The organism is Paraburkholderia sp. MPAMCS5 (genome assembly GCF_036016995.1).
GTDB lineage: Bacteria > Pseudomonadota > Gammaproteobacteria > Burkholderiales > Burkholderiaceae > Paraburkholderia.
The window spans coordinates 355347-373846 of record NZ_JAYXBK010000002.1; the positions used below are offsets into that span (position 1 = coordinate 355347).

The following is an 18500-nucleotide window of genomic DNA, read 5'->3' on the forward strand; positions in this document are numbered from 1 at the left end:
ATCCATTAAAATTTCGTTACGTCACAAAACCCCGCGTTGGCGGGGTTTTGCTTTTTGGGACGCGGAAATTGCAGCGTGACTTGATTGGCAGTCCGCGGCGGCAGAGCGAGGCAGAGGAGATCATGGATCAGCAGGCGATCAGGACCGTCGAATACGACCGGCCACAGGCGCAGGGCACATCCTGCGGGATCGGGCAGGCGTGGGCGAAGGTGCCCGACAGGCCGTCGGCGCAAGAGAGGGCGGCGTTGAAGGAGCGCATCCGCGCATTGCTCAAGCGCGAGAAGGCGGTGCTCGTCGCACATTATTATGTCGATGCCGAATTGCAGGAACTCGCCGACGAAACAGGCGGCTGTGTCGCGGATTCGCTGGAAATGGCCCGTTTCGGACGCGACCACGAAGCCCAAACCCTGGTGGTGGCAGGTGTGCGTTTCATGGGCGAGACGTCGAAAATTCTGAGCCCCAACAAGCGCATTCTCATGCCGGATCTCGACGCGACGTGTTCGCTCGACCTCGGCTGCCCGGTGGATGAATTCTCGGCCTTCTGCGACGCTCATCCGGATCGCACCGTGGTCGTCTATGCGAATACGAGCGCGGCCGTGAAGGCTCGCGCCGACTGGATGGTGACATCGTCGATCGGTCTGGAGATCGTGGCCGATCTGCACGCGCGCGGCGAAAAAATCATCTGGGCGCCGGACCGTCACCTCGGTGGTTACATTCAGAACAAGACCGGCGCCGACATGCTGATGTGGCAAGGCTCGTGTCTCGTCCACGACGAATTCAAAGGCATCGAACTGGATTTGCTGCGTGCCGAATATCCGGGCGCGAAGGTGCTCGTGCATCCGGAGTCGCCGGCCAATGTCGTTGCGCTAGCCGACGTGGTCGGTTCGACCACCCAACTGATCGACGCCGCGCAGAAGCTCGATGCGACGCACTTTATTGTGGCAACGGACCTCGGCATCTTGCACAAGATGCAACTCGCTGCGCCTGGCAAGACGTTGATCGCCGCGCCCACGGCCGGCAACAGCGCGACGTGCAAGAGCTGCGCGCACTGTCCGTGGATGGCCATGAACGGCCTCGCGAATCTCGCCGATGTGATCGAGCGCGGTCACAACGAGATTTTCGTCGACCGCGCTATTGGCGAGCGGGCGCGCGTGCCGATCGACCGCATGCTGGACTTTGCGGCGCGTCACAAGAAGCGCGTGCAAGCCAGCGGTGATCTCGCGCGTGACGCGCAGCTGTACTCGAACGTGGGAGCCGCGTGATGAATTCGGCGGTCGAATGTTCGGCAACGGCCAGCTCGGCAACATTGAGCCCGGCAGAGGCGGTGTCGCCGCTGTTCGGCGAGATTCACGCGCAGTACGGCGCGGCTTTCGACGCGGCACTCGCGCGAAACATCGCGGACGCGCTGGCGGAAGACATCGGCACGGGCGACCAGACCGGCCGTCTCGTTCCCGCCGATGAAGTGCGCACCGCGCGGGTTATCGTTCGCGAGGATGCGGTGTTGTGCGGCGTGCCGTGGTTCAACGCCGTCCTGCGCCAAGTCGATCCGCGGATCGAGGTGCAGTGGGGTTACCGCGAAGGCGACCGGATGACCGCGAATACGCCAGTGTGCGAATTGCGCGGCCCGGTCCGCGCGCTGCTCACCGCCGAGCGCAACGCGCTCAACTTTCTTCAGCTTCTGTCGGGCGTGGCGAGCGCGACGCGACGCTACGTCGACGCGGTCGCCCATACGCGCACGCGCATTCTCGACACGCGCAAGACGTTGCCCGGCTTGCGGCTCGCGCAAAAGTACGCGGTGCGGGTGGGCGGCGGCGCGAATCAACGGCTCGCTCTCTACGACGGCATCCTGATCAAGGAAAACCACATTGCTGCTGCCGGTGGCGTGGGGCCGGCCATGAACGCGGCGCTTGCGCTCAATGCGGGCGTCTCGATTCAGATCGAAGTCGAAACGCTGCAACAACTGGAAACGGCCTTGGCGCATCGGGCGCAATCCATCCTGCTCGACAATTTCTCTTTCGACGCAATGCGCGAAGCGGTTCGCCTCACTGCTGGGCGCGCCGTGCTGGAGGTGTCGGGCGGCGTGAACTTCGAGACCGTGCGAACCATTGCGGAAACGGGCGTGGACCGTGTGTCGATTGGCGCGCTGACGAAAGACGTTCGCGCGACGGACTACTCGTTGCGAATCGTGTGAAATAAAATAAAGCGGGACAGAGGAAAAACGCCATCGCCGGTTCATGCCCGCGATGGCGTTTTCGTTTCAGTCGCACGTTGGATTACACGTTGCGGTTGCGCACATGCTCCGGCGATAGAACCGTGGGCAGCGCTTTGGGCAAAGTCGCCGGCCAGTCGCGGCTGAAATGCAGCCCGCGGCTTTCGCGCCGCGACCGCGCGCCTTCGACGATCAGCGACGCCACATCCACCAGATTGCGCAGTTCGAGCAAATCGCGGCTCACCTTGAAGTTCGCGTAATACTCGTGAATCTCATCGCGCAGCAGGGCGAGCCGGTGCTTGGCGCGCGCGAGCCGTTTGTCGGTGCGCACAATGCCGACGTAGTTCCACATGAGCCGGCGAAGCTCGTCCCAATTGTGCGCGACCACCACTTCTTCGTCCGGATCGGAAACGCGGCTCTCGTCCCAGTCCGGCAACGGCGCGTGGACGGCCGCGCTGAAGCCTTCTTCCTCGATGGCGCGCGCGGCGGAGCGTCCGATCACGAGGCACTCCAGCAGCGAATTGCTGGCTAGGCGGTTCGCGCCGTGCAAGCCCGTGCAGGACGTTTCTCCGACCGCGTAGAGACCCGCGAGGTCGGTTCGGCCGGCGAGATCGGTTACGACGCCGCCGCACGTGTAATGCGCGGCCGGCACCACGGGAATGGGTTCTTTCGTAATGTCGATGCCGAATTCGAGGCAGCGAGCAAGGATTGTCGGAAAATGCTCGCGCAGGAAGTCGGCCGGCTGATGGCTGATGTCCAGATACACGCAATCGATGCCACGCTTCTTGATTTCGAAGTCGATCGCACGCGCGACGATGTCGCGCGGCGCGAGTTCAGCCCGTTCGTCGTGATTCGGCATGAAGCGCGTGCCGTCGGGCAGCTTCAGAATGCCGCCTTCGCCCCGCACGGCTTCGGAAATCAAAAACGACTTCGCGTACGGATGGAACAGGCAGGTCGGGTGGAACTGGATAAATTCCATGTTGGACACGCGGCATCCTGCGCGCCACGCCATTGCGATGCCGTCGCCCGTCGCGGTGTCGGGATTGGTGGTGTACAGATACACCTTGCCGGCGCCGCCCGTGGCGAGCACCGTGTGCGGCGCCTCGATCGTGACCGTGCGGCCGCTTTGCAGATCGAGCGCATACAGGCCGTGACAGCGGCGGCCAGGCAGCCCCAGGCGGTCCGACGTGATCAGATCGATTGCGTAGTGATCTTCGAGCAGCGTGATGTTGGGATGCCGGCGCACGCGCTCGCTCAGCGTGGCGACCACCGCGTGACCCGTTGCGTCCGCAGCGTGAATGATCCGCCGATGGCTGTGGCCGCCTTCGCGCGTCAGATGGAAGCCGAGTTCGGCTGCGTCGTCTTTCGTAAACGGCACGCCTTGTTCGATCAGCCACTCGATCGCCGCACGCCCGTGTTCGACAATGAAGCGCGTCGCCGCTTCGTCGCACAGGCCGCCGCCGGCAATCAGCGTATCGCTGACGTGATTTTCGATGCTGTCCGCGGAATCGAGCACTGCGGCGATCCCGCCTTGTGCCCAGTCGCTCGCGCCGTCAGTTATCGACCGCTTGGCGATCACCGCAACCCGCCGCGTCTGCGCCAGATTGAGCGCAACACTCAGTCCGGCCAGACCGCTACCGACAATCGCCACATCGAATTCCATTGCTTGCATCTCCGTCTATCGTTTTGCTGTGACAGCCCGATGTTCACGCGCTGCTAAAACGAGAGAGGATACGCGCCGCGACGGACGAGGGAAAGCTGGCCGAACGTGTTAAGACGTTGCTGTCGCGCAAAAAGTGGAATTGGCCGGACGCTTTGGCCTGCTATAAAAGCGTAATGAAAACGAATGCGAAAAACGCAAGCTGAAAACAAAAAAGCCTCGCACGAATGCGAGGCTTTTTGCATGTCTTTTGCCTTCGTCAGGCTGAAGCCAAGATTTATTTGATCTTGGTTTCTTTGTAGTCAACGTGCTTACGGACGACCGGATCAAACTTCTTGATCAGCATCTTTTCCGGCATGTTGCGTTTGTTCTTCGTAGTCGTGTAGAAGTGACCCGTGCCTGCGGTCGATTCCAGCTTGATCTTGTCGCGTGCGCCTTTCGCCATGATTTACTCCTTAGGCTTCACCGCGTGCGCGCAGATCCGCGAGCACAGCGTCGATACCGTTCTTGTCGATCAGGCGCAGGCCGGCGTTCGAAATACGCAGACGCACCCAACGGTTTTCGCTTTCCACCCAAATACGGCGGCTTTGCAGGTTCGGCAGGAACCGGCGCTTGGTCTTGTTGTTCGCGTGGGAAACGTTGTTGCCGCTCATCGGCGCTTTCCCAGTTACTTGGCATACGCGTGCCATGAGAGCACTCCTAATACGCTAATTCTGAGTTCGAACGCCGTGAAAGTTTCCCGAAAAGAGTCGCGCTGAAATCAGGCACGTATCCTTTCCGGAACGCCTTGGTGGCTTCGGAACAGGGGGTTGGAAATAGGCAAACCGGAATTCTAGCAGAAAAAAAGCCGCAAAATCAAACCTTATTTGCGGCAGCACCACACGGCGCAACGCCTTTCCCATCCAGGTTCTCGCGTTTCTCGCACTGTCCGGGCCGGCATCAAGGCCAGCCGGCGCGCGCGAACGAATAAACGCTGTCGGCGCCGATCACCAGATGATCGACCAGCTGCACGTCTATCAGCGCCAGCGCTTCGCGCAGACTGCGCGTCAGCGTGCAGTCGCTCGAACTCGGCCGCACCGCGCCGGACGGGTGATTATGCGCGACGATCAGACTCGCTGCATTGAGCGTCAGCGCGCGCCGCACGATTTCGCGCGGATACACGGCCATTCGCGTGAGCGATCCGTGCGCGCTTTCCTCGCTGCGGATCAGCCGATGCCGGGCGTCGAGAAAAAGCGACACGAATACTTCCTGCGGACGGCCGCCGATCAGGAGCCGCAAATAGTTCTCCACGGCTTCGGGCGAATTCATTAGCGAGCGCCGGCGCATTTTTTCGACGAGCGAGCGGCGCGCCATTTCCATGATCGCGAGCAGTTGCGCCTTTTTTGCGGGACCGATGCCGCGCAGGCCGTCGAAATCCCTATAGGTCGCATCGAGCATCGCGCGCAAGGAGCCGAAGCGGTCGAGCAGGTCGCGGGCCATGCTGAAGACATCGTGACCCGGCAGGCCGGAGCCGAGCACGAGCACGATCATTTCGGTATCCGACAGCACGCCCGGCCCCAGGTCGATCAGGCGCTCGCGCGGCATATCGCTCTTGTGCCATTTGCGTCTTCGACGCGCGCCGGCCGCTTCAGGAGCCGGTAGAGCGGGCGGTGATCGGACCAAAGCCGGCCGTGGTTCGTCGATTGTGGACGCGTAATCAGACATATTCAGACAATTCCTCCGCTCGGGTTCCAGGTTGATGCGCACGACGGACGCAAGCCGAGCCCCGCTATGTGGCTTACAATAGACGCTTTGCGCACGGCACACCGACGGTTTGCCGCACGCGTCGGCTGCGCCCGCGGCGCACGCGTGAGAGCGCGCTTCGACTGAGCGAGCATTGCATGAGCATCATCGACATTTCCGAAGTGAAGCCGGGTTCACACGTCACGCTTCACTACCGGCTTTCCCTTGCCGATGGCGCCGAAGTCATCAACACCTTTAACGACAAGCCCGCCACGCTTCTGCTTGGCGCCGGCCAACTCGCGCCGCCGCTGGAAGACATTTTGCTGGGTTTGAAGGTCGGGCACCATTCGACCTTTCAGCTAGCCCCCGGCGTTGCATTCGGTCCGCGCAATCCGGACCTGATCCAGCGCGTGTCGCTGGCCACGCTGCGGGAAAACAGCATGATCGGCGAGGATTTTTCGCCGGGTGACCTGGTCGAATTCAACGCGCCAGGTGGCGGCCGTTACGCCGGCGTTCTGAAAGAAGTGAACGAGACGTCGGCCCTGTTCGACTTCAATCACCCGCTTGCTGGCCAGGCGCTGGCGTTCGAAGTGAAAATCATCGGGATTCTGTAAACATGAGCATCGCGGATACGACCCTTGCCGAAACCGAGATCCTGCTGGCGCAGCCGCGCGGGTTCTGTGCCGGCGTCGATCGGGCTATCGAGATCGTGGAGCGCGCCATCAAGCTGCACGGCTCGCCGATCTACGTGCGCCACGAAATCGTCCATAACGCCTACGTCGTTGAAGATCTGCGCAAGAAAGGCGCGATTTTCATCGAGCGGCTGGAAGAAGTGCCGGCCGGCAACACGGTCATCTTCAGCGCGCACGGCGTGTCGAAAGCGGTGCGCAGCGAGGCGCAGTCGCGCGGGCTGCGCGTCTATGACGCCACGTGCCCGCTCGTGACCAAGGTGCACATCGAGGTCGCGAAGATGCGCCAGGACGGCTTCGACATCGTCATGATCGGCCATAAGGGACACCCGGAAGTGGAGGGCACGATGGGGCAGGCGGGCGAGGGCATGCATCTCGTCGAAGACATCGAAGACGTCAAAGCGCTGCAACTGGCCGATCCGGAGCGGATTGCGTTCGTCACGCAAACCACGCTGTCGGTCGACGACGCCGCGGAAATCATCAACGCGCTGAAGGCCAAATATCCTGCGATCCGCGAGCCGAAGAAGCAGGACATCTGTTACGCCACGCAGAACCGCCAGGACGCCGTCAAGTTCATGGCGCCGCAGTGCGACGTCGTGATCGTGGTCGGCAGCCCGAACAGCTCGAACTCGAACCGGCTGCGCGAGCTCGCGGAAAAGCTCGGCGTGCCTTCTTATATGGTGGACTCGCCCGACCAGATCGACCCGGCATGGGTCGAAGGCAAGCGCCGGATCGGCGTGACGGCCGGCGCGTCGGCACCTGAGGTGCTGGCTCAGGCGGTGATCGCCCGCTTGCGTGAACTGGGCGTGCGCAATGTGCGTGCGCTCGAAGGCATCGAGGAAAACATCGCATTCCCGCTGCCCCGCGGGTTGGGCCTGCCTGTGTGACGGTCCAGGCGGCCATCGCCAAAAGCGCGCCTTCGGGCGCGTTTTTTTTCGCCCTCATGTTCACGTCGGCGCGTTTTATAGGTGCCAGATCATTCGAGAAACTTGGTTTCGGGCCATTTTCCGCATAATCTTTTTTGAAGACTGATCGGGTATTTTTTAAATTACGGGTGATGGGGCCCCGTTTTTAACGCTCTTTTTGTACGTGCCGTTAACTTTCGCGCACTAACGTGGTGCGTCGCTTCCCTTGGCGGCGTTCAGGTACGACGTAACGCAAAGCGCGGCGCCATCGGGCCTCGAAAGAATGACTCGCAACAGTTGATGCCATGGGCTCCCATGGCGGTGCAACTGATGCACGAAAAATAATCGCAACCTGGTTGCGCCTTTTGCGTTATTTCTGTCTCGAAATATGGTTGCAATGCAGGAAAACCCTGCCGTTTCAACAATATTGCCCGTCGCAAAATTGGAGTTACAATGCGCGCGTTCTCAAAGCCTTAGGGCCCCGAACAATAGATTTTGCAAGGCGCGGGAGACCTATTTAATGCAAGTCAAGTTTGCTTACGCCGTGTCCATCGCGGCCGCGGTTGCGATGTTGACCGCGTGCGGCAAAAAACAGGATGGCGAGGCGGGAGCAGGTGCGTCGGCGGCAGTGGCGGCGTCGGCGGCTCCGGCAAGCGAAGCGATTGTCGTGAAGATTGGCCATGCGGCCCCATTGACGGGCGGCATTGCGCATCTGGGCAAGGACAACGAAAACGGCGCGCGGCTGGCGGTCGAGGAGATCAATGCTCAGGGTCTGACGATCGACGGCCACAAGATCGACTTGCAACTGGACGCGCAAGATGATGCCGCCGACCCGAAAGTGGGTACGGCGGTCGCGCAAAAGCTGGTGGACGATCACGTGGTGGCGGTCGTCGGGCATCTGAATTCGGGCGTCTCGATTCCGGCTTCGAAGATCTATAGCGATGCGAGCATCGTGCAGATCTCGCCGTCGTCGACGAATCCCGCGTATACACAGCAGGGTTTCAAGACGACCTATCGCGTGGTCGCGACCGACGCGCAGCAGGGTCCGGCGCTCGCCAATTACGCCACGAAGGCGTTGGGCGCCAAACGCATCGCCGTCGTGGACGATGCAACCGCTTACGGCAAGGGGCTCGCGGACGAATTCGCGAAGACCGCCGAGGCAAACGGAGCGAAAGTCGTCGCGCGCGAAGCGACGAACGACCGGGCCACGGATTTCCGGGCCATTCTCACAAAGATCAAGAGTGTTCATCCGGACGCGATTATGTTCGGCGGAATGGACGCGACGGGCGGGCCGTTTGCCAAACAGGCGGCGGCGCTCGGTATCAGGGCAAAAATCCTTGGCGGCGACGGCGTGTGTACCGACAAGGTGGGTGAGCTGGCGGGAACCGCCGTGCAAAACCTGGTCTGTTCGGAGGCGGGACTCGCGCTTTCGAAAATGGACAGGGGAGCGGACTTCGAAAAGAAGTACGTGGACCGCTTCCACACGCCGGTGCAGATTTACGCGCCGTTCACGTATGACGCTGTGTACGTGATTGTCGATGCAATGAAGCGCGCTAATTCGATCGAGGCGCCCAAGGTGCTGGCTGCGATGCCGTCCACCGATTACAACGGGGTAATCGGCCGCATCGCGTTCGACGACAAGGGTGATTTGAAAGAGGGCGCCATTACGCTTTATGACTTCAAGGACGGCAAAAAAGCGGTTCTCGACGTCGTGAAGATGTAATGACGGGACGTTCAGCCTGACGGCACCGAACCACCCAACGGTGCCGTTTTTGCATCCGCTTGAGGCGAGCCTGCGACTGTGACCCAGTCGTGAGGGCAAACCGGCGGCGGATAAACCCTTACCGGTCTTTTACATCAGTACCCGCAGTGCCGTTGAGATTGCGTAACGCATCACCGCCCACCGGCTGATGAAGAACGTGAATCCAGTTGCACGGGCTAAGGAGCAATAAATGGATATCTTCATCCAGCAGGTCCTAAACGGACTGGTGCTTGGCAGCGTTTACGCCATCATCGCACTGGGCTATACGATGGTTTACGGCATTCTGGGCATCATCAACTTCGCTCACGGCGATGTGTTGATGGTCGGCGCGATGGTTGCGCTGTCCGCCATAGGCGTGTTGCAAAACCACTTCCCCGGCTTAGGCAATGTGCCGACGCTATGCATCGCGCTGGTGATTGCCGCCATCGTCTGCGCGATAGTCGGCTACGCGATCGAGCGGCTCGCGTACAGGCCGTTGCGCAAGGCGCCGCGTCTCGCGCCGCTGATCACCGCAATCGGCGTGTCGATCCTCCTGCAGACGCTCGCCATGATGATCTGGTCGCGCAACCCGCTGCCGTTCCCGCAGCTTCTGCCCACCGATCCGCTGAACGTGATCAAGGCCACCGACACGACACCTGGCGCCGTGATCTCGATGACTGAAATCGTGATCATCGTGGTCGCATTCCTCGTGATGGCCGGTCTGCTGCTGCTCGTGCACAAGACCAAGCTCGGCCGCGCCATGCGCGCCATCGCCGAAAACCCGGGCGTCGCCTCGCTGATGGGCGTGAACCCGAACTTCGTGATCTCGGCCACCTTCATGATCGGCTCGGCGCTTGCTGCTCTTGCCGGCGTGATGATCGCGTCCGAGTACGGCAACGCGCACTTCTACATGGGCTTCATCCCCGGTTTGAAGGCCTTCACCGCGGCGGTGCTCGGCGGTATCGGCAACCTCGGCGGCGCGATGGTCGGCGGCGTGGTGCTCGGGCTGATCGAACAGCTCGGTGCCGGCTACATCGGCAACCTGACGGGAGGTGTGTTCGGCAGTAACTATCAGGACGTGTTTGCATTCATCGTGCTGATTATCGTGCTGGTGTTCCGTCCGTCGGGTCTGCTCGGCGAACGCGTTGCGGATCGCGCTTGATCCAGGCCAAGGAGTAAACCAAATGACCTCAATTCAACCGATCGAGCCGTCCACGACGCTCATCCCCGAACGCAACCTGGCGAAGACGCTGACGGTGGGCATCATCACCGCCGTGTTCGTGATCGCCGCGCCGATGATCATCGGCACGGCCGGCGGCAACTACTGGGTTCGTGTGCTCGACTTCGCGATGCTGTACGTGATGCTCGCGCTCGGCCTCAATGTGGTGGTCGGCTTCGCCGGCCTGCTCGACCTGGGCTACATCGCGTTCTACGCGGTCGGCGCCTACACGGCCGCGCTGCTGTCCTCGCCGCACCTCGGCTCGCAGTTCGAGTGGATCGCGCATCTCGCGCCGAACGGGCTGCATGTGCCGTTCCTCATCATCGTGCCGTGCGCGATGGGCGTCGCCGCGTTCTTCGGCGTGATTCTCGGCGCGCCGACGCTGCGTCTGCGCGGCGACTACCTCGCGATCGTGACGTTGGGCTTCGGGGAAATCGTGCGGATCTTCCTGAACAACCTCGACCGTCCGGTGAACATCACCAACGGCCCGAAGGGCATCACGGGGATCGACCCGGTGCATGTCGGCGACTTCAGCCTCGCGCAGACGCACTCGCTGTTCGGTTTCCAGTTTCCGTCGGTGTACTCGTACTACTACCTGTTCGTGCTCGCCGCGCTGGTAGTGATCTGGGTGTGTACGCGCCTGCAGCACTCGCGTATCGGCCGCGCGTGGGCCGCGATCCGCGAAGACGAAATTGCCGCGAAAGCCATGGGCATCAACACGCGTAACGTGAAGCTGCTCGCGTTCGCGATGGGCGCATCGTTCGGCGGTCTGTCGGGCGCGATGTTCGGCGCGTTCCAGGGCTTCGTGTCGCCGGAATCGTTCACGCTGCCGGAGTCGATCGTGGTGCTCGCGTGCGTGGTGCTCGGCGGCATGGGTCACATCCCGGGCGTGATTCTCGGCGCGGTGCTGCTCGCGGTGCTGCCGGAATTCCTGCGCTCGACGATGGGTCCGCTGCAACACATGATCTTCGGCCATGAAATCGTCGATACGGAAGTGATCCGTCAGCTGGTCTACGCACTCGCGATGGTGCTGATCATGCTGTATCGCTCGGAAGGCCTGTGGCCGTCGCCGAAGCATGAAGACAAGATTGCGAAACTGTCGAAGCGGGCCGGCAAGAAACCGGCGCGCGCGTAACGGGCAGTGCAGGGCGAAGCCCTGCATGGGACCAGAGTAAGGCGCTGAAGCGCCAACTCTGGTCGACAAGGAGAAAACATATGAGCGACAAACAAATCCGTCTGTCCGTGAAGGGCGTGAACAAGCGCTTCGGCGGCCTTCAGGCGCTGTCGGACGTCGGCCTTCAGATCGAGGCCGGCACGATCTACGGTCTCATCGGCCCGAACGGCGCGGGCAAGACCACGTTCTTCAACGTGATCACGGGCCTCTACACGCCGGACTCGGGCGACTTCAAGCTCGACGGCACGAACTACACGCCGACCGCGGTGTATCAGGTGGCGAAGGCGGGCATCGCGCGCACGTTCCAGAACATCCGTCTGTTCGGCGGCATGACTGCGCTGGAAAACGTGATGGTCGGCCGTCACGTGCGCACCAAACACGGCCTGCTCGGCGCAGTGTTCCAGACGCCGGCCGAACGTCAGGAAGAGCGCGAGATCAAGGAACGCGCGATCGAACTGCTGGAGTACGTCGGCATTGCGCAGTACGCGGACTATACGTCGCGCAACCTGTCGTATGGCCACCAGCGCCGGCTCGAAATCGCGCGCGCGCTCGCGACCGATCCGAAACTGCTCGCCCTCGACGAACCCGCCGCCGGCATGAACGCGACGGAGAAAGTGGAACTCACGCGCCTGCTCGACAAGATTCGCGCGGATGGCAAGACGATTCTGCTGATCGAGCACGACGTGAAGCTGGTGATGGGTCTGTGCAACCAGATGACGGTGCTCGACTACGGCAAGGTGATTGCGCAAGGTCTGCCGCAAGACGTGCAGAAGGATCCGAAGGTGATCGAAGCTTATCTGGGTGCGGGAGTCCACTGATGTCCACGACGCAAGCAATGTTGAAAATCAAGGGCCTTCAGGTCAATTACGGCGGCATTCAGGCGGTCAAGGGCATCGACCTCGAAGTCGGGCAGGGCGAACTGGTCACGCTGATCGGCGCGAACGGCGCGGGCAAGACCACGACGATGAAGGCGATCACGGGTCTGAAGCCGTACTCGGCGGGCGACATCGAGTATCTCGGCCAGTCGATCAAGGGCGTGCCGCCGCACGAGCTGCTCAAGCGCGGCCTCGCGATGGTGCCGGAAGGGCGCGGCATCTTCGCGCGCATGTCGATTGTCGAGAACATGCAGATGGGCGCGTATCTGCGCAACGACGCGGACGGCATCAAGAAGGACGTCGATCGCATGTTCGGTTTCTTCCCGCGTCTGAAGGAGCGCGCCACGCAATACGCGGGCACGCTTTCGGGCGGCGAACAGCAGATGCTGGCGATGGCGCGCGCGATCATCTCGCGTCCGAAGCTGTTGCTGCTGGACGAGCCGTCGATGGGTCTCTCGCCGATCATGGTGGAGAAGATCTTCGAAGTGGTGCGCGCGATTTCGGGCGAAGGCATGACGGTGCTGCTCGTCGAACAGAACGCGCGTCTCGCGTTGCAGGCCGCGAACCGTGGTTATGTGATGGATTCGGGTCTGGTCACGATGTCGGGTGACGCGAAGCAGATGCTGGATGATCCGAAGGTGAGGGCGGCTTATCTCGGAGAATGAGTGGGTGAATAAGCCCGCACAGATCTGCCGATAAAAAAAGGCCGCATGCGTGAATCGAACGCATGCGGCCTTTCTCTTTCAGGCAGGGCGCGCGACAGTTCAAGCAATCAAGCCGTCAAGCCGCCGACGGATCGGCCAGCGCGCCGAGACGCTTGCCGAAACTGACCACCGCATCCGCGCGATAACCGAGCGCCTCGTAAAACGCGCGGACGTCGCGCTTCGCGGACAACACCTGCAGATTCAGCTTCGGGCAGCCGAGCGCGGTCAACGCCGCTTCGACATGGGTGACAAGACGCGAGCCGATGCCATGCCGCCGCACGGATTCGTCCACCGCGAGCGAGTAGAGCCAGCCGCGATGGCCGTCGTATCCGCCCATCACCGTGCCGACGATCCGCTCGCCCAGCACCGCGACGAAGAACAGCTCAGGCTGCGTGGCGAGCTTGTTCGCAATCGACAGATGCGGATTGCGCTGCGGCTTCGTCCGGTCGCGATACTCGGGAAAGGCCGCTTGCCAGAGGGCGACCACGGCGTCGGTGTCGCTCGCGTCGAAGCGGCGGATCAGGAGCGTCGCGGTCGTCGTCATGTGTGCCTCCTGGCTGCGTTTTATTGCGTTTTATTGCGTGTTACAGCGTGTCGAGAATCGAACGCAGCATCGCCATCATCTGGTCGATCTCTTCGTTCGTCACATTCAGCGCCGGCATGAAGCGCAGCAGGTTCGGGCGCGCCGCGTTCAGCAACAGGCCGTCGGGCTGCATGTCGCGCGCCTTTTCGACGATCTGGTTGCCGATGTCCTTGCCGAGCAGCAGCGCGCGCAGCAGACCTTCGCCGCGCTCGCCCTCGAAGCCGCGCTCTTCCGACAATTCCAGCAGCTTCGCGCGCAGATAGTCGCCGCGCGCGCGCACGCCTTCGAGGAAACCCGGCGCCGTCAGTTGCGAGATCACCGAGTAGCCGACCGCCGTCATCAGCGGGTTGCCGTTGTACGTGCCGCCTTGATCGCCTGCTTCGAACACGGCGATTTGCGCCTTCGAGAGCAGCGCCGCGAGCGGCACGCCGCCGCCGATGCCCTTGCCGAGCGTCATGATGTCCGGCTCGATGCCCGACAGTTCATACGCGAACAAGGTGCCGGCACGGCCGCAGCCGCTTTGCACTTCGTCGACGATCAGCAGCACGTTGTGCTTCTTCGTCAGCTCGCGCAGTTGCTGCATGAATTCGCGCGTGGCGGGAATCACGCCGCCTTCGCCCTGGATCGGTTCGAGCATCACCGCGACCGTTTTCGCGTTGATGAGCTTTTCCACCGACGCGATGTCGTTCAGGTCCGCCTTCGGGAAGCCCGGCACTTGCGGCGCGTAGATCGTGTCCCAGCCCGGCTTGCCGCTTGCCGACATGGTGGCGAGCGTGCGTCCGTGGAAGCTGTGATCGAACGTGATGATTTCGAACGCGCCGTCCTTGAACTTCTTGCCCCACTTGCGCGCGAGCTTGATCGCGCCTTCGTTCGCTTCGGCGCCGCTGTTCGCGAAGAACACTTTGTCGAAGCAGCTATGTTGCGTGAGCAGGCCCGCGAGCTTCGCCATCGGCTCGTTATAAAACGCCGGCGACGGATTGAAGAGCAGCTTCGACTGCGTGTTCAGCGCTTCGATCATGCCTTCGTTGCAATGACCGAGGCAGTTGACTGCCCAGCCCTGAATGAAGTCCAGATATCGCCGGCCGTTGTTGTCGTAGATCCACGAGCCTTTGCCGTGCGTGAAAACGATTTCGGGCCGGTTCGTGATGTACATCAGCGACTCGATCGGATACTCATTGAAATTCATAGCGGCAGGCTCCAGGCAGCGGGTAAGGGGTGGATGAGGCATTGGCGCCCGTCAGCCATGCAGCGAACGGGCCGGAAAAACAAAAAAGCCACGGCATGCCGTGGCTTTCATGATTCGAACAGCTAGCGCATTGTTGTAGCGCGAATCCGTGACGAAGCCGGCGGCGTCCCTAGGGAAGCGGCGAGCGGCGACGTCGAAGTTCGGACTGGATGCGGTTCATGCGCGAAAGAATACGACAAGGAAAGCGCTGGTGTAAACCATGAATTCACATGAATTTGGATGATTCACGGCAAGGCGCGCGAGGCCGGCCAGATGCGCGCCTGTCTTCACGCCGATATCAGACCGCGTTCGCGAGATCGGCCTCGCTCGTGAACGAGTCCGCATAGAACTCGTCTTCGGGCAGGCCGTGATGCTGCGTGAAGTCGCGCTGGGCCGACTCGACCATCACCGGCGCGCCGCAGGCATACACCTGATAGGCCGACAGATCGGGCAGGTCTTCAATTACCGCGCGATGCACGAAGCCGACGCGGCCCGTCCACGCGTCGCTCACGTCCGGCTCCGACAGTACCGGCACGAACTTGAAGTTCGGAATCTCGCGCGCCCACTGTTCGGCGAGTTCGAGCAGATACAGGTCTTTCTTGCGACGCGCGCCCCAGTACAGCGTCATCGGGCGATTCAGGTTCTTGTGCACCGCGTGTTCGACGATGGCCTTCAGCGGCGCAAAGCCCGTGCCCGAGGCGAGCAGCACGATGGGCTTGTCCGACTCTTCGCGCAGGAAGAACGTGCCGAGCGGCGCTTCGAAGCGCAGGATGTCGCGCTCTTTCATCGTGTTGAACACGTGGTCCGTGAACGCGCCGCCGGGCATGTGGCGCAGATGCAGTTCGATCGGGCCTTCGGCGTGCGGCGCACTCGCCATCGAATAGCTGCGGCGCTTGCCGTCTTTCAGAATGAATTCGAGGTACTGGCCGGCCAGATATTGCAGACGTTCGTTCGCGGGCAGTTGCAGCTTGAGCACGACGACGTCGTCGGCCTTGCGCTCAATGGCGTTCACGCGGCAGGGCAGCTTCTTGACCTGCACGTCGCCGACGCCCGCCACTTCGCGGATATCGATCTCGAGATCGGAGCACGCGGTCGCGCAGCAGAAGAGCGCCATGCCGCGCGTTTTTTCGTCGTTCGACAAAGCCGACGACGAGTGCGCGCGCTGCTCGATCTCGCCGTTGGCCACGGTGCCTTTGCACGAGCCGCACGCGCCGTTCTTGCAGCCGTACGGCAGGCCGATGCCTTGACGCAAGGCGGCGGAGAGCACCGGTTCGTCCTGTTCTACCTGAAACTGCCGGCCGCTTTGCCGGAGCGTGACGTTAAATGCCATAGAGTGTTCGAAATCGAAAAGTCGGTAATCGTTATTGGACAGGCGATCGAGCCGCCCGGTGCCCGCCGCCCTTGACGGCTACAATGCGTGCACCATGAATGCGACACGAAACTTCCGCCGACCGCGCGTGCTGATCGTAGGTTGCGGCGATGTCGGCATGCGCTGCGTGCCCCTGCTGCGGCCACGCGCCCACGTCTTCGCGCTCACGAGTCACGCTGAGCGCAGCGCCGAATTGCGCGCCGCGGGCGTCTCGCCGCTAGTCGGCGACCTCGACGAGCGCCGCAGCCTGAAACGGCTCGCGGGTCTTGCGCCGACGGTGCTGCATCTTGCGCCGCCGCAAAAAGCCGGTGACGACGACTGCCGTACCCGCGCCTTGCTCGCGACCCTCGGCACACGTGGCGCGAATGCGCTTCGGCGTTTGCGACCGGCGCGCGCCGCACATGCCGCGATGGCGCCGGTAGGGCGTTTGCGTCGCGCGCGCGGGGCCTTGGCACAAGCAGGCGCACAAGCTGAATCACGCAATATTGTACCCGACGGTCTTCGCCGCGCCGCCGCTTCGCGCGCGCCCGTGCGCTTCGTCTACGCGAGCACCACGGGCGTGTACGGCGATTGTGGCGGCGCGTGGATCGACGAGACGCGCGCCACGCAACCGGCCAATGCGCGCGCGAAGCGCCGCGTGTCGGCCGAGCGGCAATTGCGGCGCGCGACCGCTCGCGGCGCGGTCGCGGCCTGCATCGCGCGGATTCCGGGCATTTATGCCGAGAACCGGCTGCCGCTCGCGCGGCTCGAAAAACGCACGCCTGCGCTCGTCGATGCCGACGACGTCTACACCAATCACATTCATGCCGACGACCTCGCCGCGATACTGGTGCGCCTCGCCACACATGGCCGGCCGGCGCGCGTGATCCATGCGTCCGACGACTCGTCGCTGAAAATGGGCGAGTACTTCGATCGGGTCGCCGACGCGTTCAACCTCGCGCGCGCGCCGCGCATTACGCGGGCTCAAGCGGAAAAGCAGATCGAACCGACCTTGCTGTCGTTTATGCGCGAGTCGAGGCGGCTCGTGAATCGCAGGTTGAAAGAAGAGTTGCGCGTGCGCTTGCGCTATCCGCGTGTCGAGGATTTCTTGCGCGAAGCCGTGAGCGCGAGGCGGACATAACGCCATCGCATTGACGCGAAAACGCCTGCCATGCGCGGGTAAAGCAAAGAGTCAAAGCAGAGAGTCAAAGCAGAGAGTCAAAGCAGAGAGAGTCAAAGCAGAGAGAGTCAAAGCGGAGGGTAAAAAGTCACGGCGCCGGGCGTTGCCCGGAAGAGCTGCGAGCCGGCGCCACCTTGCGCGCCGTCGCTCACGTCAGCGCCGGCAATGCCTCCAGCAGCAGGAAACACAGCAATGCGCCGATCAGCGCGCCGATCAGATTCGGATGGTAGCTGTGCCGTAGCCGCATCGTGATCAGCAATCCGCCGATCAACAGTACCCCGAAGCAGACGAAAGCCACCATCGTGTACGAGATCATGATTCCGTTAAGGATGATCATGGCCCCTCCTTGTACGCTTTGTAGTCTTTGTTTAAACGAGTATAGAGCGAGCCTCAAGGAAGGGCATGCTGCGGCGCAGCGTCCGGCGTGAGCCGCGCGGGCCGAATGTGCGGCGGCGCACATGGGTTTTCTAATGGGGTCAAACGCTTAAGCGGCCTCTAGCGGTTTACCCGCTCCGTAAAGATCCGAGGTCGGTTTCGTCGAGCCATTGCCACGCGCCCGGCGCGAGCGTCGCGGGCAACGCGAGCCCCCCGATCCGCTCGCGATGCAGCGCTTCACAACGGTTGCCGGCCGCTGCGATCATCCGCTTGACCTGGTGGTATTTGCCTTCCATCACGGTGAGCGCCAACGAGCACTCGCCGCGCGCGTCCGCCTCCACGGCCGCGACCGGCTTCGACTCCCCGTGCAACAGCACGCCGTCGCGCAGCGCGCTTAACTGCGCGTCGTCGACCGGATGACGGGTCGTCGCCACATACACCTTCGGCACCTTGCGTTTTGGCGACGTGAACAGGTGCACGAATTTGCCGTCGTCGGAGAGAAGCAGAAGGCCGGTCGTGTCCTGATCGAGCCGCCCCACGCATTGCACGCCGCGCTGCGCGAACTGCGGCGGCAGCAGGCTGAACACGCTCAAATGATGCTGCGGATCGCGTGAGCACTCATAACCCGCCGGCTTGTTGAGCAGCAGATAAGCGCGCTCGCGATACGGCCAAGGCACGCCGTCCACGCTGAAGGTGAGCGAGGCGCTGTCGGTCGGGAAATTGGCGTCGGCGTCGGTGCACAGCGTGCCGCCGATGCTCACGCGCGCATCGGCGATCAGCGCGCGGCATTGGCGGCGCGAGCCGAAGCCTTGTGTGAAGAGAATGCTTTCGAGATTCATGGCGAGCGAAGAATAACACCGCAAGAAGCGGAGCGTGCCGCGGCGCGCTCGC

General features: G+C 62.3%; 19 protein-coding genes. 10 read left to right on the forward strand and 9 right to left on the reverse strand.

The window, feature by feature from the left end; translation table 11 throughout:
- The first annotated feature begins 122 nt into the window (after window positions 1-122).
- Window positions 123-1262, forward strand: a complete 1140-nt coding sequence (gene nadA, locus VOM14_RS05655; RefSeq protein ID WP_327627755.1) for a quinolinate synthase NadA — start codon at window positions 123-125, stop codon at window positions 1260-1262.
- Window positions 1262-2191 carry a carboxylating nicotinate-nucleotide diphosphorylase gene (gene nadC / locus VOM14_RS05660; protein WP_327627756.1) on the forward strand — a complete coding sequence of 310 codons (930 nt, stop codon included), beginning with the start codon at window positions 1262-1264 and terminating at the stop codon, window positions 2189-2191. Before nadA ends, nadC begins: the two co-directional genes overlap by 1 nt.
- Before the next feature lie 82 nt (window positions 2192-2273).
- On the opposite strand, the gene nadB is transcribed toward nadC, so the two are convergent.
- From nadB to radC, 4 genes are all read right to left on the reverse strand, one after another.
- Window positions 2274-3872: an L-aspartate oxidase gene (gene nadB, locus VOM14_RS05665; protein ID WP_327627757.1), complete on the reverse strand. Its 1599-nt coding sequence runs from the start codon at window positions 3870-3872 to the stop codon at window positions 2274-2276.
- A gap of 274 nt (window positions 3873-4146) precedes the next feature.
- Window positions 4147-4314, reverse strand: a complete 168-nt coding sequence (gene rpmG / locus VOM14_RS05670) for a 50S ribosomal protein L33 (protein ID WP_006050116.1) — start codon at window positions 4312-4314, stop codon at window positions 4147-4149.
- A gap of 10 nt (window positions 4315-4324) precedes the next feature.
- On the reverse strand, window positions 4325-4558 hold the full coding sequence (rpmB, locus tag VOM14_RS05675; RefSeq protein WP_006050117.1) for a 50S ribosomal protein L28: 234 nt from the start codon (window positions 4556-4558) through the stop codon (window positions 4325-4327).
- Between the two features lie 250 nt (window positions 4559-4808).
- Window positions 4809-5573 (reverse strand): RadC family protein, encoded by a 765-nt coding sequence (radC, locus tag VOM14_RS05680; RefSeq protein ID WP_327627758.1) that lies wholly within the window; start codon window positions 5571-5573, stop codon window positions 4809-4811.
- A gap of 176 nt (window positions 5574-5749) precedes the next feature.
- Here radC and VOM14_RS05685 point away from each other — a divergent pair, with 176 nt between their 5' ends.
- From VOM14_RS05685 to VOM14_RS05715, 7 genes are all read left to right on the forward strand, one after another.
- Window positions 5750-6205: an FKBP-type peptidyl-prolyl cis-trans isomerase gene (locus tag VOM14_RS05685; protein ID WP_327627759.1), complete on the forward strand. Its 456-nt coding sequence runs from the start codon at window positions 5750-5752 to the stop codon at window positions 6203-6205.
- A 2-nt stretch (window positions 6206-6207) separates the two neighbouring features.
- On the forward strand, window positions 6208-7167 hold the full coding sequence (gene ispH / locus VOM14_RS05690) for a 4-hydroxy-3-methylbut-2-enyl diphosphate reductase (protein WP_327627760.1): 960 nt from the start codon (window positions 6208-6210) through the stop codon (window positions 7165-7167).
- 538 nt (window positions 7168-7705) lie between these two features.
- Window positions 7706-8908 carry a branched-chain amino acid ABC transporter substrate-binding protein gene (locus VOM14_RS05695; RefSeq protein WP_327627761.1) on the forward strand — a complete coding sequence of 401 codons (1203 nt, stop codon included), beginning with the start codon at window positions 7706-7708 and terminating at the stop codon, window positions 8906-8908.
- A 229-nt stretch (window positions 8909-9137) separates the two neighbouring features.
- On the forward strand, window positions 9138-10088 hold the full coding sequence (locus VOM14_RS05700; RefSeq protein ID WP_327627762.1) for a branched-chain amino acid ABC transporter permease: 951 nt from the start codon (window positions 9138-9140) through the stop codon (window positions 10086-10088).
- Between the two features lie 22 nt (window positions 10089-10110).
- Complete coding sequence (locus VOM14_RS05705; protein ID WP_327627763.1) at window positions 10111-11280, forward strand: ABC transporter permease subunit; 1170 nt, start codon at window positions 10111-10113, stop codon at window positions 11278-11280.
- An 80-nt stretch (window positions 11281-11360) separates the two neighbouring features.
- Window positions 11361-12137 (forward strand): ABC transporter ATP-binding protein, encoded by a 777-nt coding sequence (locus tag VOM14_RS05710; protein WP_327627764.1) that lies wholly within the window; start codon window positions 11361-11363, stop codon window positions 12135-12137.
- Window positions 12138-12154: 17 nt separating this feature from the next.
- A complete protein-coding gene (locus tag VOM14_RS05715; RefSeq protein ID WP_414696420.1) occupies window positions 12155-12859 on the forward strand; it encodes an ABC transporter ATP-binding protein in 705 nt (234 codons plus the stop codon).
- A gap of 115 nt (window positions 12860-12974) precedes the next feature.
- On the opposite strand, the gene VOM14_RS05720 is transcribed toward VOM14_RS05715, so the two are convergent.
- The 3 genes from VOM14_RS05720 to VOM14_RS05730 all read right to left on the reverse strand — a co-directional run bounded on the left by VOM14_RS05720 (window position 12975) and on the right by VOM14_RS05730 (window position 16036).
- The gene (locus tag VOM14_RS05720; RefSeq protein ID WP_327627766.1) at window positions 12975-13442 is read right to left on the reverse strand and encodes a GNAT family acetyltransferase; all 468 of its coding nucleotides are present in this window, start codon (window positions 13440-13442) and stop codon (window positions 12975-12977) included.
- Between the two features lie 40 nt (window positions 13443-13482).
- Entirely contained in the window at window positions 13483-14667 is a 1185-nt protein-coding gene (locus VOM14_RS05725; protein ID WP_327627767.1) for an acetylornithine transaminase, read from the reverse strand.
- 337 nt (window positions 14668-15004) lie between these two features.
- Complete coding sequence (locus tag VOM14_RS05730) at window positions 15005-16036, reverse strand: CDP-6-deoxy-delta-3,4-glucoseen reductase (protein ID WP_327627768.1); 1032 nt, start codon at window positions 16034-16036, stop codon at window positions 15005-15007.
- A gap of 94 nt (window positions 16037-16130) precedes the next feature.
- Here VOM14_RS05730 and VOM14_RS05735 point away from each other — a divergent pair, with 94 nt between their 5' ends.
- Window positions 16131-17195, forward strand: a complete 1065-nt coding sequence (locus VOM14_RS05735; protein WP_327627769.1) for an NAD-dependent epimerase/dehydratase family protein — start codon at window positions 16131-16133, stop codon at window positions 17193-17195.
- A 187-nt stretch (window positions 17196-17382) separates the two neighbouring features.
- On the opposite strand, the gene VOM14_RS05740 is transcribed toward VOM14_RS05735, so the two are convergent.
- Both VOM14_RS05740 and VOM14_RS05745 read right to left on the reverse strand, forming a co-directional pair.
- Entirely contained in the window at window positions 17383-17571 is a 189-nt protein-coding gene (locus VOM14_RS05740; protein WP_327627770.1) for a hypothetical protein, read from the reverse strand.
- Window positions 17572-17737: 166 nt separating this feature from the next.
- Complete coding sequence (locus VOM14_RS05745) at window positions 17738-18448, reverse strand: pseudouridine synthase (protein WP_327627771.1); 711 nt, start codon at window positions 18446-18448, stop codon at window positions 17738-17740.
- Window positions 18449-18500: the final 52 nt, after the last annotated feature.